The organism is Streptomyces sp. Ncost-T10-10d (genome assembly GCF_900091955.1).
Lineage (GTDB): Bacteria > Actinomycetota > Actinomycetes > Streptomycetales > Streptomycetaceae > Streptomyces.
In genome coordinates, this window is record NZ_FMDF01000218.1 from 66,919 (window position 1) to 93,847 (window position 26,929).

The window sequence follows — 26,929 nt, forward strand, 5'->3', positions numbered from 1 at the left end:
TCACGCCTGTTGCGTGCGCGGCCGGTCGAACCAGATCGTCAGCAACGTAGGTACGAGACCCACCCAGAACAGCACCTGCGGAACACCCCGGTCCGCCCACGGTGCCGCCGCGATGGCCACCGCGCACAACGTCCCCAGCACCGCCTGTACCAGCACCAGCCGCGCCCAGAACATCCGCCGCAGCAACGACCGCACACTCAGCTGCACGCCCGCGCGCAGCTTCCGGTAGCGCCACCACGCGCCCAACGCCCAGACGACCCCGATCAGCGCCAGTACGTACACCCGGATGCCGAGCGGCAGCGGCAGCTCCTTGGCCTCCCCGTCGGACGGGAACAGGTCGATCGCCGCCCCCGCCAGCACCAGGCTCAGTACGGCAAGCCACCGGGTGCGGCGCAGCATCTGGAACACGGCCCGGTCCAGCCCCAGGCGCATCCGGTCCGAAGCGGGGTCGGCGGCCAGCGCGGACGCGTACACCTCAGCCCGCTGCTTCGGTTTCATGCCGGGCGCGGCAAGTTGCTTCTCCGCCTGTTGGCTCAGCGCCCAGGCGTCGTTGGGATCGATACGCAAGGTCTCGCGCACCGCGAGGTCGACGAGGTCGCTCCTGCCGTTGAGCAGCGCGGCCTTCCACAGCGAGCCGTACGCCCCGGTCTCCTCGGGCCCCAGCCGCACCGCCTCCTGCGCCGCCGCGAGCACCTCGGGCCAGCGCGGTTGCCAGGCGTTGAGCGCCTCGGCGAGCGCCATGTACGACTGCCAGTCATGCGGCGCGAGCCGTACCGCCTCCCGTGCCGCCGCCAGCGACTCGTCGGTGCGCCGCAGCCGACGCAACGCGTAGGTCCGGATGATCAGGGCGTTGACGTACTCGGGGTCGATTGCGAGCGCAGCCCCGGTCGCCTCGACGGCCTGCTCGTACTCCTTCAGCTGCTCATGGCACCGGCCCAGCTGGGACCAGGCGCGGACGTCCTCGGGGTCCTGAGCCAACCGCTTGGCCAGCATGGCCTTCGCCTCATCGACACGGCCCAGTACGAGCAGCGCGCTCGCCTGCTCGGTCAGCTCGTGCCCCGCCGTGGTCACAGCTTGCGCCTCTTCTTCAGATAGGCGAGCAACTCGTCATACATTCCGCCCTCGTTGGCGAACATCGCCACATTGCGCGCCGAGGCGAACCACGGATCGGTGGACGGCCGCACTTCCTTCGCCGCGCCCAGCAGATCCTTCATGTTGATCAACCGGACCACGCCGGTACGGGTCGAGTCGAGCAGTGCCCGCTCGGACGCGGATTCGCAGAGGTGGGCCAGATCGGCGCCGGACAGATCCTCGGTGACCTTGACCAGCTTGCCCAGGTCGACGGATTCGATCGGCCGGTCGCGCAGGTGGTAACGGAGGATCGCCTCGCGCGCGGGTGCGTCCGGCGGCAGCACGAGCAGCGTCCTGTCCAGCCGGCCGGGGCGCCGCAGCGCGATGTCCACGTCCCAGGGGACGTTGGTCGCGGCGAGCACGAACACCCCCTCGTTGGCCCCGCCGACCCCGTCCAGCTCGGTGAGCAGCTGATTGACGGTGTTACGCATCCCGCCGTGCTGCATACGGCTGCGCTTGGCGCCCAGCGCGTCCACCTCGTCGAGGAACAGCACGCACGGCGCCTGGCGGCGGGCCGTCTCGAAGACCTCGTGCATATTGCGCTCGGAGTTGCCCATCCACATGTCGAGCACATCGTTGATCGACACGGACATGAAGCTCGCCCCGAGCTCACCCGCGACGGCCCGCGCGATGAACGTCTTCCCGCACCCGGGCGGCCCGTACATCAACAGCCCGCCGCGCAGGCTCTTCCCGTACAGCCTGCCCAGTTCGGGGTTGCGCATGGGAGCCAGGAACGCCGCTTCGAGGCGGTCCTTGATCTCCTGCATGCCACCGACATCGGCGAGCGTCACGGAGCCGGGGGTGTCGACCTCCCAGGCGGTGGCGTCGCCCGGATCACCGCTGCCGTCGGCGGCGAGGGGCGCCTCGGGGGCGCCGGCCCCCGGGCCGGGAGCGGGGGCGGGGGTCACGAAGCGCGGCGGGACGGCGCCCGCGACCTCGTTCTCGGCGGCGGCCCAGTCGAATCCGGTGGAGGGGCGGTGTGCGGCGGGCTGCTCCGGCTTTTCGGCCGTCTCGGCCGTCTCGGCCTGCTCTGCCTTCTCATCGGCCGGGGCGGGCAGCCCCATGGCCCGCATCATGAGCGCCCGAGCACCCGCGTCCCCGGGCGCGTGCTGCAACGCGACGGCGGCCTCGGCGACGGCAGCCTCGCCCAGGCCCTCACCGAGCAACAACTCGGCGAGGTGCAGGCGCAGCGGTACGTCGGCGGGCGCCGCGGCGACAGCGGTTCGCATGCTCTGGATCAGGGGCGACTCGTTGGACATGCCAACACCCTACGGAGCGCGGCCGACAGCCGGTGACGCGGCCTTACTGCGCGACGTACGGGAGGAAGTCCGCCCAGGCAGCGGGGGAGAGGGCGAGGGCGGGGACGGCGAGGTCCTTGGAGTCGCGGACGTGGACGGACTCGGGGCACGTGGCGACCTCGACGCAGTTGCCGCTGTCGTTGCCGCTGTAGCTGGATTTGGTCCAGGCGACGGCAACCTCGACGCAGTTGCCGCTGTTCTCGCCGCTGTAGCTGGACTTGAACCAGTTGAGGTCGCTGCTCATACTTCCTTTGCCGCCTCTTCGATCACCTTCACAGACGCTTCCGGGCTGAGCGCCTGCGCCCGCAGAATGCCATATTTACCGAACAGGTTTCCCAGGTCGGGCTGTTCGCTGATGAAGAAGCTGCCGCCCTGGCCCTCGATGTAGGCGAGCTGGCGTCGTTCTTCCGTCTCCAGCAGGACAAATGGTCCGTCAAGGCCAACGTGGGTCTTGCGGTCTGGAGACATCACCTGAATCTGTACGTGTCGCAGCTGGGCGATCTCCAAGATGTGGCGGAGTTGCTTTCTGCGCACCTGAGGGCCGCCGATGGGACGGGTGAGAGCGCTCAGCTCCAGAACGAAACCGATATCCGGAGCGGGCTTGCGGGTGAAGAGACGTTGGCGTTCCAGGCGGGCCGAGACTCGCCCCTCGACCTCTTCGTCGTCGACCGACGGGTATGTATGGCTGAGTACCGTGCGGGCGTAGTCCTCGATCTGAAGCAGACCGGGCACCACGTGTGTTTCGTACTCATGCCGACTGGAGGCGCGCGACTCCTCCTCGGCGAACTCCGTGAACCACGAGGCCAAATGGCTGACTGGCAGCTTGGCCGCGGCGGCCAGCAGTGCACCTTGTGCACCCAAAACCTGGTCCGCGCACGGTACGAATTTCCCCTTCGGCGGCCGCTTCCCCCGCTCCACCATCGCCACCTGCGACTTGGAGAAACCAATCTTCAAGCCCAAGGCCTCCTGCGACAGCCCGACTCGGTCCCGGAAGAAACGCAACAACGCCCCGAACATCTCGGCGTTACCGCCCCCTTGACCACCGGAGTGCACAACCCCACCTCCCGAGTACACAACAGTGCACAGACGCCCTGTGTCCCTGGTCACGGTAGGTGTCGGCCGGGACGCTTTCCCCATGGAACGGAAAAGTTCACCCGCCCCGGTGCCCTCGTGGGTACCCGCGTCCGGACACGCCCTGCGATACGTCGGTATTCACTTCGACGCGGTACGGATCCCCGGCGTGCTCGGCGAGCAAGTCGCTTACGAGGTCATGCAGTTCACCGACTTCCAGGCGGGCCCGATCGTGCGGTCGAGGATCGGGGAGCGCAGCATGTACTTCCTGTTGCCACCGCGAAGCGCCCGCGCACACCGGTGGCCGTCGGGGGCGCAGATGATGGGGTGCTACGGGCAGAACGCGGCGTTCGTCGGGGTGCCTGCGCTGCACGGACTGACCTGGCCGCTCGACTGGCGCTCACTGCCCACGGCCGAGGCGCCGTTCGTGGATGCCGGCCTACTGCACGAACTGGTCCTGGAGGTGACGGCCAGGGGAGGGAAGGGGGCGTGAGGGACGTGAGATCCAGGTGAAAGGGGACAAGGCTCCCGCAGCCTGCGGTACGGTGATCGCGTCATAACGCTCTGTGTCGCACCTGCACCCAGGGCGGCCCCCGGGGGTGCTACCAACACCGCTCCGAGGGCCTTCACCACGAGTGGACAAGGACTCCACCGGGATGCTTCGGCATGCTATCGCGCCCTCGCGGCGTTACACGAAGGCTTCGCACGACGTCGTGCGCCATCCGCGTCTGGGCAGTGACGCGAAGGTTCTCCTCCTGCACGTACAGGGGCTTCCCGAAGACCAGGCCGGGCAGGCGCTCAGTGAGCATGCGAGGAAGCTCGGGATCACTGGACGGGCGTACCAGAAGGCCAAGAAGCAGCTGGCGGAGAACGGTTTCGTGCATGAGCGGCGGCGGCAGGTGGGCCGGGGGCACTGGGCCACCGACCAACTCTGCTCGAACGTCCCGCTCACGGCGGAAGAGGCCCGACGGGTCCTGGACGGGCTGGTGGTGGCGCCTGCACCCCAGCCGAGTGCGCAGGAACGGACGGTCGGTCAGCCGGGGATTCGGGCGGTCGGTGACTCACTACCGGTAGAAGAAGAACGTGAGAAGAACTATCCCCACCCACCCTCCGAAGCCGAAGCCGAAGCCGAAGCCGAAGCCGAAGCCGAAGCCGAAGCCGAAGCCGAACCCGAGTCCGAAGCCGAGCCCGGTCGCGACAGCACCCCTGACCCCGAACTGAACGTGACAGAACGGCTCCTGCTGTCACTTCGCCACGCGACACCCCAGCTGCACCTGGGAGTCCGCGAAGCCCGGGGGCTCGCCGAGCTGGCTGCGGAGTGGATTCGGCGCGGCATCACGACCACCGACTTACGCCGGGCCCTGACCAGCGAACTGCCCCCGGAGGGCGTGCGGTCAGCGGTCGGATTCCTGCGCCACCGCCTCGTACAGAAACTCCCGGAACCCCCGGCGCCCACCGATGCCCGCCCCGCGACACCACCCCGCGTCAGGGAACTCGTCCCCTGCGCCGGTCCTGGCGAGGATCACGTCTTCCGGGCGGTGGGCGACGAAACACACTGCGCCCCGTGCCGCCAGGAGGAGGCGCGGGCATCCTGGGCCACCCAAGCAGCCGCGTACGCGCAGCAGCCTCCCCACATCCCCTGGCGCGAACGAGTCGCTTCCCTCGTGGCGAACCCGGCCGAGACCGCCTGAAGGGCAGTCGGCGGTGCACCAGTATCAGCCGAGCCGGGGAACTGGGCCCTTCCCATCGGCAAGGCGGCCTGGGGACCCGCGGGCCGGTCGATGCTCGACCGTGTTCCGGCATCCGGCTGAACGTTCTCCCGCTCGCCGCTCGCCGCTCGCCGCTCGCCGCTCGGCCCGCTGCCCGGCGTCGGCGGAGGGGTGACGCCGGGCAGCGCGGATCGGCTTCCCCGCCGGGCTCGTGGCCCGGGTGGGGTGCCGCAACGGGTGTCGGGCCGGTCAGGCTTCGACAGCGGCCTGTTCAGGGGCGCGGGCCGCTTCGTCCTTCGCGGTGTCGGACGCACTGTGGCGCACCGCCGGGATGACGAGGGCGATCGCCGCGGCGACCAGGGCGACGCCGCAGCCGATGATCAGGCCGGTGCGGAAGCCGCTCTCCGAGGTGAAGCTGTGGCCGCCCGCCGTGGTGGTCAGCTGGGACAGGACCACGCCGATCACGGCCGCACCGATCGAGGTGCCGAGGGAACGCATCAGCGTGTTGAAGCCGTTGGCCGCGGCAGTCTCGGAGAGCGGCACGGCGCCCATGATCAGGGCCGGCATGGAGCCGTAGGCGAGACCCACACCGCTGTTGATGACCATGAGGGACAGCATCAGACCCCAGGCGGAGCCCATGAGGACGAGGGAGAGGCCGTACCCGGCGGCCAGGACCAGGGCGCCGCAGATCAGGGTGAACTTCGGTCCCCGGGCGTCGGTGAGCTTTCCGCCGAACGGAGAGACGATCATCATCATGACGCCGCCGGGGGCCATCCAGAGGCCCGCCGCCAGCATCGACTGGCCGAGACCGTAACCGGTGGCCGCGGGGAACTGGAGCAGCTGAGGCACGATCAGCATGCTGGCGTACATGCCGAAGCCGACGAAGATCGAGGCGACGTTGGTGATCAGCACGCGGGGGCGGGCCGTGGTGCGCAGGTCGACCAGCGGGTCACGGGTGCGCAGTTCCCACGCGCCCCAGGCGAGCAGCACGACGACGGCGGCGATGAACAGGCTGAGCGTCGTCCCGGAGGCCCATCCCCACTCGGCGCCCTTGGAGACGGCGAGCAGCAGGCAGACCAGGCCGACGCCGAGGCCGAGCGCGCCGGGTGCGTCGAAACGCTGCCCCTTGGCGCCGGCCGGGACGTCCGGGATGAGGAACCAGATCAGGGTGGCGATGGCCACGGCCAGGACGGCGGAGCCCCAGAACAGCACGCGCCAGTTCGCATACTGCGCGACGGCCGAGGCGATCGGCAGGCCGAGGCCGCCGCCGATACCCATGGACGCGCTGACCAGGGCGATGGAGGAGCTGAGCTTCTCGGCGGGGACCACGTCGCGGAGCAGGGCGATGCCGAGCGGCACCATGCCCATGCCCATGCCCTGCAGACCACGCCCGATGATCATGGGTACGACGGACGACGCGAGGGCGCAGACCACCGATCCCGCGATGAGGGGCACTGAGCAGGCGAGGAGCATCCGGCGCTTGCCCAGCAGGTCACCGAGGCGTCCGGTGACGGGCACGCACACCGCCCCCACCAGCAGGGTCACCGTGATCACCCAGGCGGCGTTCGCGGAGCTGGTGTGCAGGATCTGCGGCAGTTCCGCGATGAGCGGTGTGACCAGGGTCTGCATGATCGCGGCCACGATGCCGGCGAATGCCAGCGTGGCGATCACACCGTTCGCGCGGGTCGGTGCTTGGGGGGCTCCCATGTCGGGACTCCTCGGATGGCTGTCGGGTATCGAATTGCATCGTACATGACTTATGCATCATGCACATTATGTGCGCGATGCATAGTCATGTGAGAGGATGGAGCGGGGCCGCTCCGAAATGAAACGTGCCGGCGGCCCGGCAAGGAGCGAGAGGCAGCGGTCGCAATGGTCAGGGCTACGCAAGAGGTCGAGTACGAGCAGATGCTGCTCAGCCGCCATGGACTTCTGCATCACAGGAACGGCCGCCGCGAGGACAGCCGGCTGGAGCGGAGCGCCTACATCCTGCTCAGCCGCATCCGTGTCCAGGGGCCGATGTCCATCGGTGAACTGAGCGATGCGTTCGGGCTCGACGCCTCGACCCTCAACCGGCAGACCGCCGCGGCGAAGCGCGCCGGTCTCGTCGAGCGCATACCCGACCCCGACGGCGGCATGGCCCGTAAGTTCCGCATCACCGACGAGGGTGCGCGCATGCTCGATGAAGAGCAGGAGCGCAATACGAGCTCGCTGGACCAGATCATGTCCGACTGGTCCGAGGAGGACGTCTCGGCCTTCGCCGCGTACCTCAGGCGCTTCAACGCCGACATCGAGCGCCTGAGCGGACGCCGGTGGCCGCGCCCCTGATCCGACCCGTCAGTGGTGGCAACCGCGCGGCAGGTCCTGGAGGCGGCGGCCGCGAGCGACCCCGAGCCCGCCCGCACCCCACCCCGAACCGGACGTGACACAAAGGGCCCCCACTGTCACGTTCCCACGGGCACTCCGGTCTGCCCGAGCCGTCGCGTACGCGCAACAGCCTTCCCACACGCCGGGCGTCGCCGGTCATACCCAGGTCTGACGCCGTAATCCAGGCCCTGGTCCGATGTCGTGGAGGGGTCGGCCAGGACATGGTCGGCGGTATGACCGCCCTGCCACGGAACACCGCCCCCGACTCCTTGCCCGCAGCAACCGCGACGGCTGCCGCTCCCGCACACCCTTCCACCGCCCTCGGTCGCATGCTCCCGGTGGAGGCCATGGAGGCCTTTCCCGGCCGCTGGGTGGGCGGCGTCGCCCTGGTGCTGGGCCCGCTGCTCATGCTGGCCGGGGCCCTGGCGCGGGTCCGCTCCGACTTCTTCTTTCCCGCTCAACTCGCCGCGTACGAACGGAATCCCGGCCTGATGGCCATCTCGTACGCCCTCTTCGGCGTGGGCAATCTGCTGCTCTGGCCCGCCGTGGCCGTGCTTGCCGCCCGGATCGGGACGCGCAGTCCTGGCTGGGGCCTGTGGGGCGGAGTGCTGGCCATGTCCGGGCTGTTCGCCCGTACCTTTCACGCCGGGGCCGATCACATGGCTTTCCGGCTGACCGACGCCGAGGGCGCCGAGGCCGCCACCCGGGTTGTCTCCGAAACGTACGGTGTCTTCCAGATCTTCTCCGCGCTGAACCTCGCCATCCTGGCGGGCTGGCTGGTGCTCGCCCTCGGCGCCCGGCGCACCCGGATACTCGGCCCGGTACGCGCGTTCGCCCTCGCACTGATGGCGGCCCTGCCGTTGGGCGTGCTCAAGGGCACCACCCCGCTGTCACTGGTGGCCCTCGTGGGGCTGACCGCCGCCCTGTTGCCGATGGGCCTCGGAATGCTGCGGGAGGGCCCGCGGCCCAGCCGGGCCACCGTTCTGCGCTGGGTGCCGCTGACGCTGGTCACACTGGTGCTGATGGTCTTGCTGGGACAGGCGGGCTGAGTGGCCGGGGACAGATACGGTCATGTCATGAACCGCACGGTCGGCCGCCATCTCTACGCCGTCGACCTTGCGTCGGCTGTCGCCGTGAGCGCGATCTATGCCGGCTTTGCCGGCCTGACCGCAGCCGACGGGCAGCCGGTCTACGACGGCCCGGCCTGGCTCCTGTGGCTGATCGTCGCTGCCGTCGGTCTGCCCATCGCGTTGCGCCGCCGTTGGCCGCTGCCTGTCATGGGCGTCGTACTGGCGGCCCTCACCGCCGCTTCCGTTCTGGACCTGACGCGCGAACCGTACGCGGCGGCGGGCCTGGCCGCCTATCCGGTGGGCCTGGCGGAGCCTGCCCGCCGCTCGGTGACGGCGCTCGCCGTCGCGCTGCCGGTGGCGGCCGGCGGGGTGTATCTGGGCGAGGCGGTGATCACCCCGGCCGGGGACCGGCAGGGAGCCGCGGGCCTGGCCGCCCTGGTGCTGGTGGTGATCGGCGGCGCCTGGACGGCGGGCTTCGTCGTACGCTCGCGCCGGGCCGAGGCACAGCGGCATGAGCAGCGACGGGCCGAGCGCGCACTCGACGAGGAACGGCTGCGCATCGCCCGCGAGTTGCACGACATCGTGTCGCACAACCTCAGCCTGATCGCCGTCAAGGCGGGCGTCGCCGCCCATGTGGCCCAGGCCGATCCGCAGGAGGCCCGCGCCGCGCTCAAGGTCATAGAGGAGACCAGCAGGGCCGCACTGACGGAGATGCGCCGCACTCTTGGCGTACTGCGCACGGAAGGTGCCCCGTTGAGGCCGGCGCAGGGCCTCGGTGACCTGGCCCGACTGGCCCAGGACGCGTGCCGGGCGGGCGTCGACGCGGACCTGACGGTCCGCGGGGCGGAATCCCTCGCGGAGGGTGCACAGCTGACGGTGTACCGGATCGTGCAGGAGGGGCTGACCAATGTGGTCAGGCACGCTTCGCCGACTCGCTGCCTGGTCACGGTCGAGGTCGAGGTCGCGGCGGACGGCGGAGAGGCCGTCCGTATCGATGTGGTCGACGACGGGCCTTCGGACGGCACCCGCCCACCGGCCCGGGAACTGCCGGGCGGGCATGGCCTGATGGGCATGCGGGAGCGTGCACTCATGTACGGCGGGAGCTTCGAGGCCGGTCCGCGGACCGAGGGCGGCTTCGCCGTGTCCGTACGGCTTCCGATCGACGGAGGGAGCCCGTCATGACCGGGCCGACAGTTCCCGGGCAGGCCGGACCGGCCTCCGCGGGCCCGGATCCGGGCCCCATCCGCGTCCTCATCGCCGACGACCAGGCCATGGTCCGCGGCAGCTTCCGCGTCCTCGTCGACCACACCCCCGGCCTGACCGCCGTCGGCGAGGCGGCGACGGGCGCCGAAGCCGTCGAACTCGTCCGTCGCGCACAGCCGGACGTCGTCCTCATGGACATCCGTATGCCCGGCCTGGACGGCATCGAGGCCACCCGCCGCATCTGCGCCGATCCGTCCACGGCCGGAGCCCGCGTCCTCATCCTCACCACTTTCGACCTGGACGAGTACGTCTATGCCGCCCTGCGCGCGGGCGCTGCGGGCTTCCTCCTGAAGGACACACCGCCGTCGGAGGTTCTGAACGCCATCACCGTCATCGCCGCCGGAGACTCCCTCCTCGCCCCCTCGGTCACCCGCCGCCTGATCGCCGACTTCGCCCGCCGCCCCGAGCCGGGCCGCCCCCCGGCCCGCACCCTCGACGGCGTCACGGACCGTGAGCTGGAGGTCCTGAGCCTGATCGCCCGCGGCCTGTCCAACACGGAACTGGCGGAGCACCTGCACCTGAGCCTCGCCACGGTCAAGACCCACATCGGACGCCTGCTGTCCAAGCTCCGGGCGCGCGACCGCGCACAGTTGGTGATCGTCGCCTACGAGACGGGCTTGGTGGCCTCGGGCCGGCCCGGCCTGTGACGTTGTCGTCGGCGTGGCCCGTGGGAATGGTGTCGCCCACTCCGCCGCAGGGGAGGCGGCGACCTCGCTTGCCACCGGGTCGAAAACACGTAGAGGTGCACGGCGTCGGCGGACATGATGACGGCATGGACAATCGTGCGCTTCCCGTAGAGGCCCTGCTCGTTGTGGACGTTCAGAAGGCGGCCGTCTGCGGTGACAGGGCAGTACCCGGGACGGCCCGGCTCCTGGACCGGACGGCGGACCTGATCGCACGGGCGCGAAGGAGCGGGGCGCTCGTCGTCCACATCCAGAACGACGGGCCGGCCGGAGCGGGCGACGAGCCGCACACGCCCGGTTGGGAACTCCACCATCCTGTCGAGCCCGGCCCCACCGAGGTCGTGATCCGCAAGACCGAGGACAACGGGTTCGACGGGACTTCGCTGGGCGGTCTCCTGACCGAATCGCAGGTGCAGGCGCTCGCCATCTGCGGTGTGATGTCGGAGATGTGTGTCCAGGCGACGGCCCGCGCAGCCCTGGCGCTGGGATATCGGGTCGTCATGCCGCACGACGCCCACGCGACGCAGGACATTCCGGCGGCCCCCGGAATCAGCGACCGCATCCCGGCCGCCACGGTCTCGCGGGTCGCCGAATGGGCTCTCGGTGACGAGCTCGAAGTCACCGCTCACGCCGCAGACGTCATGTTCACGGCCCAGTCGGTAGCGCGCCCGGGGCGGGGCGCAGACGCAGCGGCAGCGGCAGCGGCATGCACACCTCAGTAGATCCAAAATTCAGACGGTAGCAGCAACGATTCGATGGGCAATCGGACTTGACCGAAGCACCGCCCTACGCGCGGCCGAGCGCGTGGCGGTGACACCACCGGCGGGGCAGAGCGTGGAGAGTGGGGGCAGCGGTACGGACGACGAAGGAGGACCGATGGTGGGTGTCGTGGCGAACCAGCGGAACAGGGCGGTGGGACAGGCCGTGGAGGGTCCGGGAGCACGGGACCGACTCCTGTGGGCCGGACGCCAGTTGTTCGCCGCGTACGGGTACGCGCACACGAGCGTCGAGGCTCTGTGCGAGCAGGCGAAGGTGCCCGTCCACATCTTCCAGCAGGAGTTCGTCTCGCGGGAGGTGCTCCTGATGGCGATCTATGACGAGGTGGCGACTTACGGGCTGCGCGCCGCCGAGAACGCGCTGATGGCCGAGGGCATGGAGGACTGCCCGACGGCGGAACGGGTCCGGCTGCTCTTCGACGCCTATGTGAAGGCGGTCACCGAGGACCCGCGCGCGGCCCGGGTGGCGTTCGTCGAGGTGCTGGGGGTGAGCCGGGAGGTGGACAAGCACCTCGCGACATGGCGGGCGATGTGGATCGACTTCCTGACCTCCGAGGCCGAGCGTGCCGTGCGACGCGGTGAGGCGGTGGCGAGCGACCACACCGTGACCGTCACCGTGCTGAACCACTCGGTGGACGAGCTCATGGCTCATCACGGCCGCCGCCCCAGGCAGGTCGACGCCGAGTGGCTGACCGATGAGCTGACGCGTCTCTCACTGGCGATGATCCTGCCGTCCTGACACACCTCGTTGCCGGTGCGGCAAATAATGGGGGGATGGATGAACAAGACGGAGAGCGCGGAGAGCGTACGGACGACGAGATCTCGTCCGTCCTGACAGGCGTCGGGCCGCGGCTGCGCGCACTGCGCCAGGAACGCGGCACGACCCTGGCGCAGCTCAGCGAGACGACCGGGATCTCCCTCAGCACCCTCTCGCGCCTGGAATCGGGCGGCCGCAAACCCACGCTCGAACTGTTGCTGCCCCTGGCCAAGGCGTACGGGGTGCAGTTGGACGAACTCGTCGGCGCACCCGCCACCGGTGATCCACGCATCCATTTCCGCCCCTTCACCCGGGACGGCATGACCTTCGTGCCGCTCACCCGGCACCTGGGCGGGCTGCACGCGTACAAGCAGATCCTGCCCGGCGGTCGCGGGGCGACGGGTCCGCTGGAGCAGCGGGTGCACGAGGGGTACGAGTGGGTGTACGTACTGGCGGGGCGGTTGCGGCTGGTGCTGGGCGAGCACGATCTGGTGCTCACGGCCGGCGAGGTCGCCGAGTTCGACACGCGTACGCCGCATGCGTGGGCCAGTGCCGGGCCCGATCCGGTCGAATTCCTCAGCCTGTTCGGGCAGCAGGGGGAGCGGATGCATGTGAGGGCCCGGCCCACGGGGTCGGAGCGCTGACGTGCCGGGAACCCGGTGACGGGCGGGTTCTCAGAGGCGGGGGCCGGGCGGGAAGCCCGTCCAGCGCAGCTCGTCGGGCAGGTGCCGCATGTCGTTGCAGACCAGGACCGACACCGGGCGGTCCGGGCTGTAACGGATGACCGTCAGTGACGCATTGCCGTGGTTCAGACCGAGCCAGCGCCATTGCGGTGCGGCCATCGCGTGCCGCACCAGCCACGCCACCAGGAAGTTGTGGGTGACGACCAGTTCGTGGACGTCCTCGTCGCCCGCCACCGGGCCGGTGTACGCCTCAAGGGCCCGGCGCGCCAACTCCGGTCCCTGGAGGCGCTCTTCGGCCGTGCACGGTTCGAGGAAGCGGAGGAGGGCGTCGGCGCAGTTCGTCGGCAGTTCGGCCCGGTCCGGGAAGTGCGGGACGTAGTCCCCGGCGGTCTCCGCCATCTGGAGGGGAACGTCGCCGAGCTGTTCGCCCATCAGCCGCGCGGTCTCGACGGCCCGGGGCAGCGGGCCGTGATGCACCGCCGAAATGGGGTGCTCGCGGAGCCGTCGGCCGAGCAGGTACGCCTGGCGGCGGCCGTTCTCCGTCAGCCCGCCGCTGTCCGTCTCCGCCTCCGCCTCGCCGTGCCGCGCGAGATAGAGATAGCGGGTGGCCATTCCTGTCATGTCCCGGGTCCTTTGGTTTCTGCGCAGCGGCTACGCGTGCCGACTACGGAGGCCGGCTACGGACGGGCCGCGTACGGGCCGCCCAGGCCCCACGCCTGGTGCATCGCGTCGGCGAACGCGGCCGCCAGCTTGTGTTCGCCGGTGGGGCCGGGATGCGTTCCGTCGTACGTGTCCTTGTGGATGTCGTACCCCGGCGGGCGGGAGGCCAGCAGGATCGGGGACATCGGGTGGTCGAGGTCGGCGACGGCCTTCGCCAGGAGATCGTTGAAACGGTCGCACTCGGCGGCGAACGGGGCGTCCGACTCGGCTCGTATGTTCGGTATCACGGGCAGGAGCACCATCTTGACGTGCGGGTTCGCGGTGCGGGCCGCCGTGATGAACGCCCTTGCGTTCAGGGCGGTCTGACCGCTGTCCGTATAGAACCCGAGGTCTATCAGGCCGAGCGAGACGAGCAGGACGTCCGTGCGGTGCTCGGTGACCGTGTCGGCGACAGCCGGGGCCATGTGCAGCCAGCCCTCACCCCAGCCGGCCAGATGGGTGCGGGCCTCGGCGGGAAAGTCCGGTGCGCCGTACTCGTGCGAGACAGGGGTGTTCGTACCGGTGTCGTACAGCTCGCTGCGCGGGCCGACGATCGCGAACGGGGCACCGAAAGCGGAAGCGAGGTGCTGCCACATCCGGTAGCGCCAGGTGAAGTCGCCGGCGCGGCCGATCGTCATGGAATCGCCGACAAACGTGAAACGCATGGCGTCATCATCGCGGATCATTCATCCGACCTGCGACGTGACGATGGACACTTGTGTCATGCGTTCGTACCTGACTGTGTCCGGAGCCGCCGCGTTCCTCCTCCTCGCCGGGGCGGCTCCCGCCGTCGCGGCCGGAGACGGAGCCGATCGGAGCTTCACGATCGAGGACCCCCGGATCACCGAGTCCAGCGGCCTCGCCGCCAGCCGCGCCCACCCCGGCGTCTACTGGACGCACAACGACAGCGACGACGGGCCGTACGTCTACGCCGTCGACTCCCGCACCGGGAAGACCGTCGCGACGATCACCCTGCGGGGGGTGGGGCAGCCGCGCGACGTGGAGGCCATCTCGCTCGGACCCGACGGCAATCTGTACGTCGGTGACATCGGCGACAACCTGAACGGCAGCTGGGACCACGTCTGGATCTACCGCTTCCCGGAGCCGAAGCAGCTGAAGGACGCGACGGTCCGTGCCACACAGTTCGATGTGAAGTACGCGGACGGACCGCGCAACGCCGAGGCGCTGATGGTCCACCCCACGACCGGGCGCGTCTACATCGCGTCGAAGAACGAGGACGGCGGCGGACTGTACGAGGGCCCGGCCGAGCTCACCACCGGCGCCACCAATGTCTTCCGACGGGTGGGTGAGGTGCCGTGGGTGACGGACGGGGCGTTCTCGCCGGACGGCAAGGAGCTGGTGCTGCGCTCGTACTTCAGCGCCCGTGGTTACGCCTTCAAGGACGGCAGGCTCGGCACCGACCACGCGGTCCAGGCACCGCTGCAGCGGCAGGCCGAGTCGGTGACCTACACGGCGGACGGCTCAGCGCTGATGTTCGGCACGGAGGGGGAGCGGAGCGATGTGGTGCGGGTGGACATCACCGGCGGCAGCGGCGGTGGTGTCAGCAAGTCGCCGTCGAAGGACGGAGGTGGTGCGTCGTCCTTCGACGGTGACGGGAACGGCGAGATGAAGGGCACCACTCTGGTCGGGGTATTGGTGCTCGCCGCCGTGGGCGCACTCGTCCTCAGGAACCGGCGTCGTCACCGCGGCTGACCGTCGGCCGGCCTCCACCGGTGCACGGCCCGGGCCCCGCGTCACCCCTTGGCGCGCCGCTCGACGAGCACTTCGAAGCCGTCGATCAGTCGTTGCAGGCCGAACGCGAAGTGGTCGATGTCGTAGCTGAACGCGTCCTCGGAGAGCGCCGCCATCAGCGGATAGTCGCCGCTCCTCATGGCCCGCTCCAGATAAGGGCGCTGATCCTCCCAGAAGGCGTCATTGCTCAACCCGGTCTGCTGCACGGCCTCGGTGGCCTGGAGCCGGGTGCGGGCGATGCCCTCCACGAAGCTGTTGACCGTGATGATCGTCGAGATCAGCTCCGGGTCGGTCAGACCCATGCCCCTGATACCGGCGAGGGCCCGTTCGAGACCCCGCAGGGCGCTGGGGCCGAGGACCGTACGCGCCTGGTTGATCTTGAGCAGCCAGGGGTGGCGGCTCAGCTGCTCCAGGTAGGTGCGGGCCATGGCGTCGAGGGCGGCGCGCCAGTCCGCCGGCCCGTCGGCCGGGGCGTCGGCCGGGGCGGCGTCCAGGGGTTCGCCCAGGACGTGGTCGAGCATCAGGTCGAGCAGCTCGGCCTTGCCGGGGACGTACCGGTAGAGCGACATCGTGCCGGTGCCCAGATCGGCGGAGAGCCGGCGCATCGAGAGGGCGGCCAGGCCCTCCGAATCGGCGATCGCCACGGCGGTGGTGACGATCCGGCCGAGTGTGAGAGCCGGTTTGGGGCCGCGGCTGGGGCGGTCGCCGGTGCCCCAGAGGAGCTCCAGGCTGCGCGCGATATCGCCGCTGCCGGCCGTCGTCCCGTCCGCCCCGCCCGCTGAATCGCTCTTCGTCATGGGTTCAGCGTAAGCCTCTGGACAAGAATTGAGTACGATGTACTCTCATCTGGGTACAGCGTACTCAATTCATTGGGTGAAGGGGGTTCCGTCATGGGTGTGAGCGGATATGCCGTACGTGCCGAAGGGGTCATGAAGCGGTACGGAGGCAAGCGCGGCGGGAAGCGGGGCAGCGAGGAGAGGAGGGCTCTCGACGGATTCGATCTGGCCGTCCGGCCCGGCACCGTGCATGGGCTGCTCGGACCCAACGGGGCCGGCAAGACCACCGCTGTACGCGCCCTGTCGACGCTGCTGCGGTTCGACGGCGGGCGGGCCGAGGTCGCCGGGCTGGACGTGGCGCGCGAACCTCGTCGCGTACGCACGAGGATCGGGCTCACCGGGCAGTACGCCGCCGTCGACGAGATCCTGACCGGGCGGCAGAACCTGGAGATGTTCGGGCGCCTCTTCCGCCTGGGCGGCGCGCACGCCCGGCGACGGGCCGCGGAACTGCTGGAACAGTTCGACCTGCGCGACGCCGCCGACAAGGGGGTCAAGGGATACAGCGGCGGCATGCGGCGCCGCCTCGACCTGGCGGCATCGGTGATCCTCGCTCCTCAGGTGCTGTTCCTGGACGAGCCGACGACAGGGCTCGATCCGCGGGGGCGGGGTGAAGTCTGGGGCAGCGTAAGGGCGTTGGTGGCGGACGGTACGACGGTGCTGCTCACCACCCAGTATCTGGAGGAGGCCGACCGGCTCGCCTCGCGCATCACCGTCATCGACCGGGGCCGGGCCATCGCCGACGACACCCCGGACGGGCTGAAGAACCGGGTGGGGGGCGACCGGATCGAGGTCGTCGCGGGCGAGACGGCCGACCTGCCCGCAGTCGTCAAGGCCGTGGAACGGGTCGCGGGCACCGGCCCTGTCGTCTCCGACGAGGTGGCCCGCCGCGTCCACGCCCAGGTCGCCGACCGGGTCGCCGCGCTCACCGAGGTCGCGCGCACCCTCCAGGACGAACGCATCGGGGTCGAGGACATCGGACTGCGCAGACCGAGCCTCGACGACGTGTTCCTGAGCCTGACCGGACACCGTACAGAGGCGCTCGAAGAGGAGGTGACGGTGTGACCGCCGTCGAACTGCACACGGCCGGCCCCGCACGCGGCCGACTTCACTGGGCGCTCGCCGACAGCTGGAACGTCACCCGGCGCAGCCTCACCCACTACCAGCGCCAACCAGCGGCCATCATCTGGCAGTTGGGATTCCCGATCCTCTCCGTGCTGCTGTACGGGTATGTCTTCGGCAGTGCCATGAAGGTGCCCGGAGGCGGCGACTACCGGGCGTTCCTGATGCCGGGCATGTTCGCCACGACCATGGCCATGGGCTTCATGAACACTGCGATGGCCATGGTGACCGACGTCGGCAAGGGCGTCGTCGACCGGTTCCGCTCCATGCCGATGGCGCCGTCCGCGGTCTCCGCCGGACGCGGCCTCGCCGATCTGCTGGTCGCCGTCGCCGAGCTGACGATCCTCGCGGCGACGGCCCTCGCGATCGGCTGGCGCGCGGACGGCGGCCCGGCTGCCGCCGTCGGCGCGTTCGGACTGCTTCTGCTGCTCCGGTTCAGCCTGATCTGGGTCGGCGTCTGGCTGGGACTCCTGGTCCCGAACGCGGAGTCGGCGGGCGGTCTGTACGCGATCGCGTTCCCGGTCATGATGATCTCCAGCGCCCTGGTCGCACCCTCCCTGATGCCGGGCTGGCTGGGCACCGTAGCCGCCTGGAACCCGATCTCGTCGACGGTCACGGCAACCCGCGGACTCTTCGGCAACCCGGTGGCGGGCGGCGGCACCTGGGTGGAGGAACACGCCCTGTTGATGGCGGTGGTGTGGCCGCTGGTACTGACCGCGGTGTTCCTGCCCCTGGCGGTGCGGCGGTTCCGGCGCCTGAGCCGCTGAACCGGGGGCGGGACGGCGCGGCGCGCGTAGGGTCGGGCACCTATGACGAACCATCGGCCCGAGGCCTTTTCCACCGAGCGGCTCGACGCACTGCCGCTGCGCGCCGCGCACGCCGAGGAGATGGCGACGGTCCTCGCCGACCCGGCCCTGCACACCTGCGCGGGCGGCGCCCCGGAGGACCTGGACGCTCTCCGGGCCCGCTACACCCGCTGGGAGTCCGGTTCCCCCGGCCCTGCCGAACACTGGTGGAACTGGGTACTCCGGGTCCGCGCCGACAGCTGCCTGGCAGGCTGGATCCAGGCCACGGTGACGGGCCCGCAGGCCGAGATCGCCTGGGTCATCGGTACCGAGCGGCAGGGCCTGGGCTATGCCAAGGAGGCGGCGACGGGCCTGGTGACGCACCTGCTGGACGGGGGCACGATCCGTACGGTCGTCGCGCACATCCACCCCGACCACACCGCATCCGCCGCGGTGGCCGCGGCTGCGGGACTCGTGCCCACCGACGAGTGGGAGGACGGGGAGCGGCGGTGGCGCCGCGCGGACGTCACTTCCGGTGCTGCCCGGCCTTGAGCAGGTCCGCGACATCGAGAGTGACCTCGGCGCCGATGGACGCAGGGAGCGTGACCTGCTGGCCCGGGGCGTACACCTGGTGGCTGTCGTACCCGTCGGCGAGGGGCTCGGTCAGGACGTGGACCCGGCCGTGCTTGCGGTCGACGATCACATAGACCGGGATCTTGGCCTCGGCGTACGCGGTGACCTTGGCGCGCAGATCGTTGTTGTAATTGCTCGACGTGACTTCCACGACGAGACGGAAGACCGCAGGGTCGTAGCAGTTGTTCTCCAGCATATGGTCGTCGAAGTCGGCGTCGACGAGGGACAGGTCGGGGATCACGTAGTCCTCGGGCCCGCCAGGCAGCCACAGGCCGATCCCCTGGAGGACCTCCGTCTCGCCGTCATCGAGCCCTGCCGCGATGAACGGCCGCATGAGCTTGGTCAGCGCACGGGCATGGGGGCCATCCGGGGGTGGGGCCACGGTGATAACGCCTCCGATGATCTCGACGCGGTAACCCGGATGCTGCTCCATGAGCCTGTTGGCCACGTCGAGCTGCGATTCCGGCTCACCGTCACAGGGGTGCTCGACTGCTGCTGCAGACATTGCGGGCCTCCTGGTGGGTGGTGTCGAGAGCATCATCGTAGGACGGTGTGCCTCCACGTGTCCCGTTGGTGATCGTCCACTCGGCCGAGTGAACGAGGCGTGCCAGGCCCTATGCGGATGCGCTCTGCGGGTGCGTGCCCGTCGCCCCGTCGATCAGCTCGCGGACGATGTCCATGTGCCCGGCGTGTCGTACGACGTCCTCCAGCATGTGGATGAGCACCCAGCGCATCGACACCTTCCGCCCGTCCCACGCCGTACCGATCGCGTCGAGGGGGATCTCCTCTATCGCCCGGTCGGCGGCGGTGCGGGCGCGGGCGTAGAACGCCAGGATGTCGGCGGTCGTCTCGTCCGGGGCGACCGTCATGTCCTGCGTGTACGCGTCGAACCAGAGCTTCTCCGTCTCGCGGCCGAACGGCGTGCAGAACCAGCCGTACTCGACCGTCGCCAGATGCTTGACCAGGCCCAGCAGATTCGTGCCCGTCGGGGTCATCGGGCGGCGCAGCTGCTCGTCGTCGAGGCCGTCGAGTTTCCACAGCACCGCGTCGCGGTGCCGGTCGAGGGCGATGTGCAGGGACTCCTTCTCGCCGCCGGTGCACGGCACGGTCTTCGTCATGCGAGGACCGTAACAACGGGCACTGACAGGCCCGTTGTCAGTGGTGGTTGCGAGGATGGCCGGACCATCGAAGAAGGGGGCGCCATGGGCACCTGGGACATCGGCCATTTCGACAACGACACCGCAGCGGATTTCTCGGGGGACCTGGACGACGCCCCGCAGGGCAAACGTGCGGAGCTGATCCGGGACGCTCTGACGGATGTCGTCCGGACCGAGGACTACCTCGATTCCGACGAGGCCGTCGTGGCCGTGGCGGCGGCCGCTCTGGTGGCCGCGCAGTGCCCGGGCGGGGAGCCCGTGACGACCGCGTACGGTCCGGACAAGCCGCTTCCGGAGCTGCCCGTGGAGCTGCGAGGCCTCGCCGTTCAGGCCCTCGACCGGGTGGTGGCCGAGCCGTCCGAGCTGCTGGAGCTGTGGACCGAGGGCGGGGACGGGGAGCAGTGGAAGGACGGAATCGGCCGGCTCCGGGCGGTCCTCGCGCAGGCGGCGGGGTGAGGAACGGCGAGGGACCCCTGGTACGGATCCGTGTACCGGGGGCCCCTCGGAGATGTACGGCTGCTCGTTACAGCTTCTCGATCACGTAGTCGATGCAGGCCGTCAGCGCCTGGATGTCCGACGGGTCGATCGCCGGGAACATCGCCACGCGCAGCTGGTTGCGGCCCAGCTTGCGGTACGGCTCGGTGTCGACGATTCCGTTGGCGCGCAGCACCTTGGCGACGGCCGAGGCGTCGATCTCGTCCGCGAAGTCGATCGTGCCGATGACCTGCGAGCGCTTCGCCGGGTCGGTGACGAACGGGGTCGCGTACTTGGACTCCTCCGCCCAGCCGTACAGGTTCCGCGCCGAGGTGGCCGTGCGGCGGACCGTGAAGTCCAGGCCGCCCTGGGTGTTCATCCACTTCAGCTGCTCGTTGAGGAGGAAGAGCGTGGCCAGGGCCGGGGTGTTGTACGTCTGGTTCTTGAGGGAGTTGTCGATCGCCGTCGGCAGCGAGAAGAACTCCGGGATGTGCCGGCCCGACGCGTGGATGCGCGCGGCGCGCTCCAGGGCCGCCGGGGAGAACACGCCGATCCAGAGGCCGCCGTCGGAGGCGAACGACTTCTGCGGGGCGAAGTAGTAGACGTCCGACTCGGTGATGTCGACCGGCAGGCCGCCCGCACCGGAGGTGGCGTCCACCAGGACCAGGGAGCCCTCGTCGGCGCCCGCGACGCGCTTGACCGGCGCGGCGACACCGGTCGAGGTCTCGTTGTGCGTGAACGCGTAGACGTCGATGCCCGCCTCGGCCTGCGGGTCCGGGTGGGTGCCCGGGTCGGAGGCGATCACGGTCGGGTCGGCCAGCCACGGGGCGAGCTTGGCGGCCTTCGCGAACTTCGACGAGAACTCGCCGAAGTTGAGGTGCTGGGACTTCGTCTCGATGAGCCCGTGCGTCGCGATGTCCCAGAAGGCGGTCGAGCCGCCGTTGCCCAGGATCACCTCGTAGCCCTCGGGGAGGGAGAAGAGGTCGCGCACGCCCTGACGCACCGCGCCGACCAGGTTCTTGACCGGGGCCTGGCGGTGGGACGTACCGAGAAGAGACGTACCGGTGGCGGCCAGCGCGTCGAGCGCCTCCGTCCGCACCTTGGAAGGACCGGCGCCGAAGCGTCCGTCGGCGGGCTTGATGTCAGCGGGAATCTGGATATCGGCCACGAACCGGAGCGTAGTACCTCACGGACACGGTCGAGGACCGTGTCCGTCGGATGAGACACCTGCTCCGGTCCGTGGACCGCGTGCGTTCCGGTCCGCGGACCGGGTGCGAGAGGCCGGGTCAGCCCAGTTCGACCGGCAGGTCGTACAGGTCGTTCTGGGTGACGATCGGCTTGTTCCGCAGCTCGGACGCCGGGACGGCGAGCTCCAGTTCCGGGAACCGCTCGTACAGCGCGGGCAGCGCCACCCCCGCCTCCAGCCGGGACAGTGCCGCACCCGGGCAGACGTGCGGGCCGTGGCCGAACGCGATGTGGCGGTTGGGGGAGCGGGTGATGTCGAAGTCACCGGCCGTCGGCCCGTGCTGCGCCTCGTCGCGGCCCAGGGCACCGAAGGAGACGATCAGCGCCTCGCCCTTCGGCAGGACCTTGTCGCCCACCTCGATGTCCTCCGTGGCGAACCGGATCAGGACATGGGACGTGGGGGTGTTCCAGCGCAGGGTCTCCTCGATCACGTTCTCCCACGGCACCTGTCCGTTCAGCACCTGCTTGCGCTGCTCGGGGTGCGTCTGGAGCGCGACGACCGCGTTCACGATCAGGCTGATCGTGGTCTCGTGACCGGCCGCGATGATCAGCTGGAGGGTGTTGACGATCTCCTCGTCGGTGAGGTGGTCACCGTCTTCGGAGGCCGCGATCAACGCGCTGGTGAGGTCGTCGCCCGGGTTCTCCCGCTTGGAGTCGACGATCTTCGTGAAGAGCGCGCCGAGGTCCGCCATCATCTGCGGGACCTCCTCCGGAGGCGTCTGCGTCGAGAAGAACTTCTCGAACAGCTCCTTCAGCCGCGGGTGGTCCGCGCTGTCCACGCCCATCAGCTCGCTGATGACGTTCATCGGCAGCGGGTACGCGAACTCCGCCTTCAGGTCGACCTTCTCGCCCCGGGGCAGCGCGGCCAGCCGGTCCAGGCTCGCCGTGGTCAGCGCCTCGATGCCGGCCCGCAGCCGCTCCACCCGCTTCACGGTCAGCGCCTGCGCGACCAGCGTGCGCAGCCGGCGGTGGTCGGCGCCGTCGACCGTGAGCATGGAGCGCCCCGGGTTGGCGAGGCCGATCAGCGGCCAGTCCATCGGTATCTCGCCGCGCTGCCAGGCACTCCAGACGTTGATGTCCTTCACGATCCGGCTGTCGGTGAGCAGCTGGCGGGCCTCCGCGTGGCGGGTGACCGCGTAGCAGTGCACCCCGCCCGGCAGTTCCACCTCGGCGAGCGGGCCCGCCGCCCGCAGCCGGGCACTCTCGCCGTCCAGGTCGGCGACGAAGGGGTCGAGGGCGATCCGGGTCATCTCTGGCCTCCGATGGCGGTGGTGACGGTGGTTCCGACGGCAGGGGTGGGCGTGAAGGTCACCGGCAGGTCCGTCAGGCCCCGCAACCACGGGGACGGGCGCCGGGTGAGCTGTTCGGCGGGGACGGCGAGGTCGATGTCCGGGAGCCGGTCCAGCAGCACCTCGATGCCGGTACGGGCGATGACCTCGGCGGTCTCCTGGGCCGGGAACGGACAGCGGTGCTCACCGTGGCCGAAGGAGAGGAACGCGTTGTTGCCGCCGGTCAGCGCGGAACCGTCGGTGCGGACCTGCGGGTCCGCGTTGGCGGCGGCGATGCCCAGCAGCAGCAGGTCGCCGGCCTGGATGTGGCGCCCGCCGAGATGGGTGTCGCGCGACGCCCAGCGGCCCGCGACGTTCTGCGTCGGGGTGTCCTCCCAGAGCACTTCGTTCATGGCCTCGGCGACGCTGTGCCTGCCGCCCGAGAGGGAGGCGGCGAACCGGTCGTCGGTGAGCATCAGCCGCAGCGAGTTGCCGATCCAGTCGGCGGTCGGCTGGTGGCCCGCGGCCATCATGACCATCAGGTCCTGGGCGATCTCCTCGTCGGTGAAGTGGCCGCGGTCGGCGATCATCCGCGAGACGACGTCGTCGCCGGGCTCGGCGTGCTTGTCGGCCAGCAGCTGGAACATGGACGAGGCGAGGTGCTGCTGACCGGCCAGCGCCCGCTCCCGGCCGTCGATCATGTCGTTGAGCGAGCCGACGAGCGCGTGGCCGATGGTGTCGCTGAAGCCGTAGATCTTCGCCAGGACGAGGGCGGGCAGCAGCATCGTGTACTCGGCGATGATCTCCGTCCCGCCCGTGGAGCAGAACCGGTCGACGAGACCGTCGGCGAACTCCTCCGCGTACCGCTTCAGCGCGAACGGGTCGACGGCCTCCAGCGCGCTGCTGATCATTCCGGCGCGCTCGGTGTGCCGCGGGCCGACCGTGTAGAGGATCGACGGCTGCTTGCGGCCGATCATCGGCAGCAGCGGCCAGTCGTCGGGGATGCGGTCCCACTGGTTCCACAGGTCGGAGTCGCGGCTGAACAGCACCGGGTCGCTGGTCAGCTGGTGCAGTTCGCGGTAGCCGAGCACGAGCCAGGCGGGGATGTCGCCGTCGAGGACGACGGGTGCCACGGCCCCGTGGTCACGGCGCATCTCCCGGTACAGCCGGGTCGGTTCGGTCTGGAACCGGGGGCCGGAGAGCGGGGCGCGGCCCTGGGACGCGGGGCAGCCGGGGGCCGGCGCCGGGGGCTGGGTCACGAGGTGGGCTCCGGGGTCTTCTCCGGCGTGATCTCCGGACGGGCGGCGGACGTGGCGGAGGCATGGCCCTGGGACAGGGCATGCAGGTACTCGACCAGCGTGATCAGTACGTACTTGCTGGACGAACGGTCCCGGGCGTCGCACTCCACCAGCGGTACGTCGTCCGAGAGGTCGAGCGCTTCCCGTATCTGCTGTTCGGTGTGGAGCGGGCCGCCGAAGTCGTTGCACGCCACGATGAACGGCGTGCCGTGGTGCTCCAGGCGGTCGATCGCGTACCAGGAGTCGGCGAGCCTGCGGGTGTCGACGAGGACGACGGCACCGAGCGTGCCCGAGAACAGCCGGTCCCACAGGAACCAGAACCGTTCCTGACCGGGGGCGCCGAAGAGGTACAACACCGAGCGCTCGTCGAGCGAGATCCGGCCGAAGTCGAAGGCGACGGTCGTGGACGTCTTCGACTGCACACCGTCGAGATGGTCGACGGCCTCGCCCGCGCGGGTCATGGTCTCTTCCGTGTTCAGCGGACGGATCTCGCTGACGGAGCGGACCATGGTGGTCTTGCCGACACCGAAGCCGCCGACGACGACGATCTTCAGTCCGTTGTCGGCCGTCGCCTGCAGGGCGGCACGGTCAGAGGTTGCGGAGTCCAACGAGCACCTGTTCCAGGATGTCGGGGTCGGGGAGCCGGTCCGCGACACGGGCGGTACGGGGGTGACGGGCGCTGATCCGGCCGGTGTCCAGCAGATCGGACAGCATGATCCGGACGATGCTGACCGGCAGGCCGAGGCCCGCCGCGATCTCCACGACCGCGGTGGGCCGCGTGCACATCCGCAGGATCGTGACGTGCTCCGACTGCATGCCGGGGGTCGGCTCGCACTCGGAGACGATCAGCGTCACCAGGTCGAAAGCATCCGAATCGGACCGGCTGCGGCCACCGGTGAGGGTGTACAGCCGGTCCGGGTCGTCGTCCCGGCCGGGACGGGGGCGGGTCATACGTTCGCTGTCGCGTCGACGACCGCGGCGGCCTCGGGGGCCGAGGGGGAACGCGGCGGGGCGCTCAGGTGCTCGCCGAGCTGCTCGACGAGTTCGCTCATGTTGTGGCCGATGAGGCCGACGTCGGCGTCCTCCGAGGCGACGACCGCGAGATGGGCGCCCGCGCCGGCCTCGACGATGAACAGCACACCGCCGTAGAACTCGGCCATCGCGGACCGTACGCCGCCGGTGCCGTCACCGAACTCGACGGACGCGCCGTGCGACAGGCTCTGGATACCGGCTGAGATCGCGGCCAGTTGGTCGGCCTGGTCGACGGAGAGCTCGGGGGTACGGCACAGCTTGAGTCCGTCCCTGGACAGGACAAGGGCGTGGCGGGTGCCGGGGGTGCGCTCCAGGAGCCCCTCCAGCAGCCAGTTGAGCTTCTCGTCGGTGGTCGCGGTCATCGGGTGTTGCCTTCTTCCGGGTGCGGGGAGTTGGCCCGAACAGCCTGGCGGAAGCTGCTGAAGCGGGCTGCCTGTTCCTTGGGGTCGGCGGTACGGGGCCGGGGAGTTGCGGTGGCACCGCCCGTGTGGGTACGGGCCTCGGCGGCGGCGAGGGTGCGGCCGCGGGGGCGCTTGGGGAGTCCGCTCTCGCCGAACCGGGGGAGGTTGCCGGTGGTCTCGGACGCGGGGGAGTCCGAGGAGCCGGGGACGGCTTCCGTTGCCGTCGCGGCAGCCGTTTCGTGCGTGGGCTCCGGCTCGGGCCTCGACTCGGACGTCGGCTCGGATGCCGGCCGGGACGCCGGCTCAGGGACCGGGGCCCGGGTGAGGAGCTCCTGCGGAAGCATCAACAGGGCGCCCGTGCCGCCGCGCGCGGACGGCCGGAACGACACGGTCAGACCGTGCTTACGGGCCAGCCGGCCGACGACGGCGAGGCCGAGCCGGGTGCCGGAAAGACCCGTCAGATCCTGGTCGGTGGCCGACACCGCGCGCTCGGCGCGGCGCAGCTGGACCTCGCTCATGACCAGGCCGCTGTCCTCGACGGTCAGGACGATGCCGGCCGGCACCTCCTCGACGTACACATGGACCTCCGCCGTGGGCGGCGAGAAGTTGGCGGCGTTGTCGAGGAGTTCGGCGAGCGCGTGCATGACGCCCTCGGCGGCGTGGCCGGCGACCGCGACATCGCTCGTCGAGTGGAGACGTACCCGCTGATAGCCGCTGATCCGGCCCATCGCGCCGCGCAGGATCGACTCCATCACGATCGGCTTCGCCCAGCGCCGTCCGGAGCGGGCGCCGGTCAGCACGGCGATGGAGTCGGCGAGCCGGCCCGCCTGGGCGGTGCGGTGGTCCAGATGGAGCAGATCGCCGAGCACGTCCTCGGCGGCGTGCCGGTGCTCCATCTCGCGCAGGTCGGCGAGCATGCTGGTGGCCAGGGCCTGCATCCGGCCCGCGGCGTTGGCGCAGGCGGCGACCGCGGCGGAACGCTCGGTGTCGCTGCGGGCGGCGCGGGCGCCGAGCCGCTGGACATCGGCGGTGAGCCGTTCGGTATCGGCGGCGGCCTGCGAGGCGATCCGCGCCGTCTCGGCCTCGGCGGCGGCCTTGATCCGGGCGGTCTCGGCGGTGAACCGCTGGCCCTCGACCGCGGAGGCGGAGACGAGCCGGCTGATCTCGCCGGTGAACCGCTGGGTCTCCGCCGCGAGACGGGCGCGCAGCCGGTTCGCGGTGGCGCGGGCATGGACGGCGGCGGCCACTGCGGTGGACAGCACCACGGCGGCGGCGCCCGCCCCCCAGGCCAGCGTGGTCCGTACCGAGTCGGGGGAGGCGACGACCGCCCACAGGCACAGGGAACCGGTGACGGCCAGTGAGATCAGCAGGGCCGGTGCGGTCGGCCGGGATGAGGGGCTCAAGTGCAGTCCTTGGGGGCGG

31 protein-coding genes are annotated in these 26,929 nt (G+C 70.3%); 14 read left to right on the plus strand and 17 right to left on the minus strand.

The window, feature by feature from the left end:
- From GA0115254_RS38055 to GA0115254_RS38070, 4 genes are read right to left on the minus strand one after another with little or no spacing between them, the layout of a single operon-like run.
- Complete coding sequence (locus tag GA0115254_RS38055; RefSeq protein WP_093899817.1) at positions 1–1,071, minus strand: tetratricopeptide repeat protein; 1,071 nt, start codon at positions 1,069–1,071, stop codon at positions 1–3.
- Complete coding sequence (locus GA0115254_RS38060; RefSeq protein ID WP_093899818.1) at positions 1,068–2,390, minus strand: ATP-binding protein; 1,323 nt, start codon at positions 2,388–2,390, stop codon at positions 1,068–1,070. The genes GA0115254_RS38055 and GA0115254_RS38060 overlap by 4 nt, the downstream gene beginning before the upstream one ends.
- A 43-nt stretch (positions 2,391–2,433) precedes the next feature.
- Positions 2,434–2,673 carry a DUF397 domain-containing protein gene (locus GA0115254_RS38065; protein WP_093899819.1) on the minus strand — a complete coding sequence of 80 codons (240 nt, stop codon included), beginning with the start codon at positions 2,671–2,673 and terminating at the stop codon, positions 2,434–2,436.
- Positions 2,670–3,482 (minus strand): helix-turn-helix domain-containing protein, encoded by an 813-nt coding sequence (locus GA0115254_RS38070; protein ID WP_370741015.1) that lies wholly within the window; start codon positions 3,480–3,482, stop codon positions 2,670–2,672. Before GA0115254_RS38070 ends, GA0115254_RS38065 begins: the two co-directional genes overlap by 4 nt.
- Positions 3,483–3,564: 82 nt before the next feature.
- On the opposite strand from GA0115254_RS38070, the gene GA0115254_RS38075 reads away from it, so the two are divergent.
- A complete protein-coding gene (locus GA0115254_RS38075) occupies positions 3,565–3,993 on the plus strand; it encodes a hypothetical protein (protein WP_093899821.1) in 429 nt (142 codons plus the stop codon).
- 163 nt (positions 3,994–4,156) lie between these two features.
- Positions 4,157–5,191, plus strand: a complete 1,035-nt coding sequence (locus tag GA0115254_RS44020; protein ID WP_093899822.1) for a hypothetical protein — start codon at positions 4,157–4,159, stop codon at positions 5,189–5,191.
- A gap of 267 nt (positions 5,192–5,458) precedes the next feature.
- On the opposite strand, the gene GA0115254_RS38085 is transcribed toward GA0115254_RS44020, so the two are convergent.
- Positions 5,459–6,916, minus strand: a complete 1,458-nt coding sequence (locus GA0115254_RS38085) for an MFS transporter (RefSeq protein WP_093899823.1) — start codon at positions 6,914–6,916, stop codon at positions 5,459–5,461.
- Positions 6,917–7,081: 165 nt separating this feature from the next.
- Here GA0115254_RS38085 and GA0115254_RS38090 point away from each other — a divergent pair, with 165 nt between their 5' ends.
- The 7 genes from GA0115254_RS38090 (at position 7,082) to GA0115254_RS38120 (ending at position 12,769) form a co-directional block, all read left to right on the plus strand.
- Positions 7,082–7,537: a MarR family winged helix-turn-helix transcriptional regulator gene (locus GA0115254_RS38090; protein WP_093899824.1), complete on the plus strand. Its 456-nt coding sequence runs from the start codon at positions 7,082–7,084 to the stop codon at positions 7,535–7,537.
- Positions 7,538–7,809: 272 nt separating this feature from the next.
- Positions 7,810–8,625 (plus strand): hypothetical protein, encoded by an 816-nt coding sequence (locus tag GA0115254_RS46975; protein ID WP_256102983.1) that lies wholly within the window; start codon positions 7,810–7,812, stop codon positions 8,623–8,625.
- Positions 8,626–8,652: 27 nt separating this feature from the next.
- Positions 8,653–9,828, plus strand: a complete 1,176-nt coding sequence (locus GA0115254_RS38100) for a sensor histidine kinase (protein WP_093899825.1) — start codon at positions 8,653–8,655, stop codon at positions 9,826–9,828.
- Entirely contained in the window at positions 9,825–10,556 is a 732-nt protein-coding gene (locus GA0115254_RS38105) for a response regulator (protein ID WP_093899826.1), read from the plus strand. The genes GA0115254_RS38100 and GA0115254_RS38105 overlap by 4 nt, the downstream gene beginning before the upstream one ends.
- Before the next feature lie 125 nt (positions 10,557–10,681).
- Positions 10,682–11,314: a cysteine hydrolase family protein gene (locus GA0115254_RS38110; RefSeq protein WP_093899827.1), complete on the plus strand. Its 633-nt coding sequence runs from the start codon at positions 10,682–10,684 to the stop codon at positions 11,312–11,314.
- 154 nt (positions 11,315–11,468) lie between these two features.
- Entirely contained in the window at positions 11,469–12,107 is a 639-nt protein-coding gene (locus GA0115254_RS38115; RefSeq protein WP_093899828.1) for a TetR/AcrR family transcriptional regulator, read from the plus strand.
- A 35-nt stretch (positions 12,108–12,142) separates the two neighbouring features.
- Positions 12,143–12,769 carry a helix-turn-helix domain-containing protein gene (locus tag GA0115254_RS38120; RefSeq protein ID WP_093899829.1) on the plus strand — a complete coding sequence of 209 codons (627 nt, stop codon included), beginning with the start codon at positions 12,143–12,145 and terminating at the stop codon, positions 12,767–12,769.
- A gap of 30 nt (positions 12,770–12,799) precedes the next feature.
- Here GA0115254_RS38120 and GA0115254_RS38125 read toward each other — a convergent pair whose 3' ends face one another.
- Positions 12,800–13,429 (minus strand): histidine phosphatase family protein, encoded by a 630-nt coding sequence (locus GA0115254_RS38125; RefSeq protein WP_093899830.1) that lies wholly within the window; start codon positions 13,427–13,429, stop codon positions 12,800–12,802.
- Positions 13,430–13,485: 56 nt separating this feature from the next.
- Complete coding sequence (locus tag GA0115254_RS38130) at positions 13,486–14,172, minus strand: GDSL-type esterase/lipase family protein (RefSeq protein WP_093899918.1); 687 nt, start codon at positions 14,170–14,172, stop codon at positions 13,486–13,488.
- Between the two features lie 58 nt (positions 14,173–14,230).
- Here GA0115254_RS38130 and GA0115254_RS38135 point away from each other — a divergent pair, with 58 nt between their 5' ends.
- A complete protein-coding gene (locus GA0115254_RS38135) occupies positions 14,231–15,220 on the plus strand; it encodes an SdiA-regulated/phytase-like domain-containing protein (RefSeq protein ID WP_093899831.1) in 990 nt (329 codons plus the stop codon).
- A 41-nt stretch (positions 15,221–15,261) separates the two neighbouring features.
- On the opposite strand, the gene GA0115254_RS38140 is transcribed toward GA0115254_RS38135, so the two are convergent.
- A complete protein-coding gene (locus tag GA0115254_RS38140; protein WP_093899832.1) occupies positions 15,262–16,056 on the minus strand; it encodes a TetR/AcrR family transcriptional regulator in 795 nt (264 codons plus the stop codon).
- A gap of 93 nt (positions 16,057–16,149) precedes the next feature.
- Here GA0115254_RS38140 and GA0115254_RS38145 point away from each other — a divergent pair, with 93 nt between their 5' ends.
- The 3 genes from GA0115254_RS38145 to GA0115254_RS38155 are packed head-to-tail and all read left to right on the plus strand — an operon-like array spanning position 16,150 to position 18,551.
- Positions 16,150–17,157: an ATP-binding cassette domain-containing protein gene (locus GA0115254_RS38145; RefSeq protein ID WP_093899833.1), complete on the plus strand. Its 1,008-nt coding sequence runs from the start codon at positions 16,150–16,152 to the stop codon at positions 17,155–17,157.
- Entirely contained in the window at positions 17,154–17,981 is an 828-nt protein-coding gene (locus GA0115254_RS38150; protein WP_093899834.1) for an ABC transporter permease, read from the plus strand. The genes GA0115254_RS38145 and GA0115254_RS38150 overlap by 4 nt, the downstream gene beginning before the upstream one ends.
- 42 nt (positions 17,982–18,023) lie before the next feature.
- Complete coding sequence (locus tag GA0115254_RS38155) at positions 18,024–18,551, plus strand: GNAT family N-acetyltransferase (protein WP_093899835.1); 528 nt, start codon at positions 18,024–18,026, stop codon at positions 18,549–18,551.
- On the opposite strand, the gene GA0115254_RS38160 is transcribed toward GA0115254_RS38155, so the two are convergent.
- Positions 18,526–19,137: a Uma2 family endonuclease gene (locus GA0115254_RS38160; RefSeq protein ID WP_093899836.1), complete on the minus strand. Its 612-nt coding sequence runs from the start codon at positions 19,135–19,137 to the stop codon at positions 18,526–18,528. The genes GA0115254_RS38155 and GA0115254_RS38160 overlap by 26 nt on opposite strands.
- 109 nt (positions 19,138–19,246) lie before the next feature.
- Positions 19,247–19,750 carry a DinB family protein gene (locus GA0115254_RS38165; RefSeq protein WP_093899837.1) on the minus strand — a complete coding sequence of 168 codons (504 nt, stop codon included), beginning with the start codon at positions 19,748–19,750 and terminating at the stop codon, positions 19,247–19,249.
- An 84-nt stretch (positions 19,751–19,834) separates the two neighbouring features.
- On the opposite strand from GA0115254_RS38165, the gene GA0115254_RS38170 reads away from it, so the two are divergent.
- Complete coding sequence (locus GA0115254_RS38170; protein ID WP_093899838.1) at positions 19,835–20,245, plus strand: DUF4259 domain-containing protein; 411 nt, start codon at positions 19,835–19,837, stop codon at positions 20,243–20,245.
- 67 nt (positions 20,246–20,312) lie between these two features.
- On the opposite strand, the gene serC is transcribed toward GA0115254_RS38170, so the two are convergent.
- From serC to GA0115254_RS38205, 7 genes are all read right to left on the minus strand, one after another.
- Positions 20,313–21,431, minus strand: a complete 1,119-nt coding sequence (serC, locus tag GA0115254_RS38175) for a phosphoserine transaminase (protein WP_093899839.1) — start codon at positions 21,429–21,431, stop codon at positions 20,313–20,315.
- A 118-nt stretch (positions 21,432–21,549) separates the two neighbouring features.
- Complete coding sequence (locus tag GA0115254_RS38180) at positions 21,550–22,758, minus strand: cytochrome P450 family protein (protein WP_093899840.1); 1,209 nt, start codon at positions 22,756–22,758, stop codon at positions 21,550–21,552.
- The gene (locus GA0115254_RS38185) at positions 22,755–24,035 is read right to left on the minus strand and encodes a cytochrome P450 (RefSeq protein ID WP_093899841.1); all 1,281 of its coding nucleotides are present in this window, start codon (positions 24,033–24,035) and stop codon (positions 22,755–22,757) included. Before GA0115254_RS38185 ends, GA0115254_RS38180 begins: the two co-directional genes overlap by 4 nt.
- Positions 24,032–24,682, minus strand: a complete 651-nt coding sequence (locus GA0115254_RS38190; RefSeq protein WP_256102984.1) for a GTP-binding protein — start codon at positions 24,680–24,682, stop codon at positions 24,032–24,034. The genes GA0115254_RS38185 and GA0115254_RS38190 overlap by 4 nt, the downstream gene beginning before the upstream one ends.
- The gene (locus tag GA0115254_RS38195; RefSeq protein ID WP_093899842.1) at positions 24,663–25,025 is read right to left on the minus strand and encodes a DUF742 domain-containing protein; all 363 of its coding nucleotides are present in this window, start codon (positions 25,023–25,025) and stop codon (positions 24,663–24,665) included. Before GA0115254_RS38195 ends, GA0115254_RS38190 begins: the two co-directional genes overlap by 20 nt.
- Entirely contained in the window at positions 25,022–25,468 is a 447-nt protein-coding gene (locus tag GA0115254_RS38200; RefSeq protein WP_093899843.1) for a roadblock/LC7 domain-containing protein, read from the minus strand. The genes GA0115254_RS38195 and GA0115254_RS38200 overlap by 4 nt, the downstream gene beginning before the upstream one ends.
- The gene (locus GA0115254_RS38205) at positions 25,465–26,910 is read right to left on the minus strand and encodes a sensor histidine kinase (RefSeq protein ID WP_093899844.1); all 1,446 of its coding nucleotides are present in this window, start codon (positions 26,908–26,910) and stop codon (positions 25,465–25,467) included. Before GA0115254_RS38205 ends, GA0115254_RS38200 begins: the two co-directional genes overlap by 4 nt.
- Positions 26,911–26,929 lie beyond the last annotated feature (19 nt).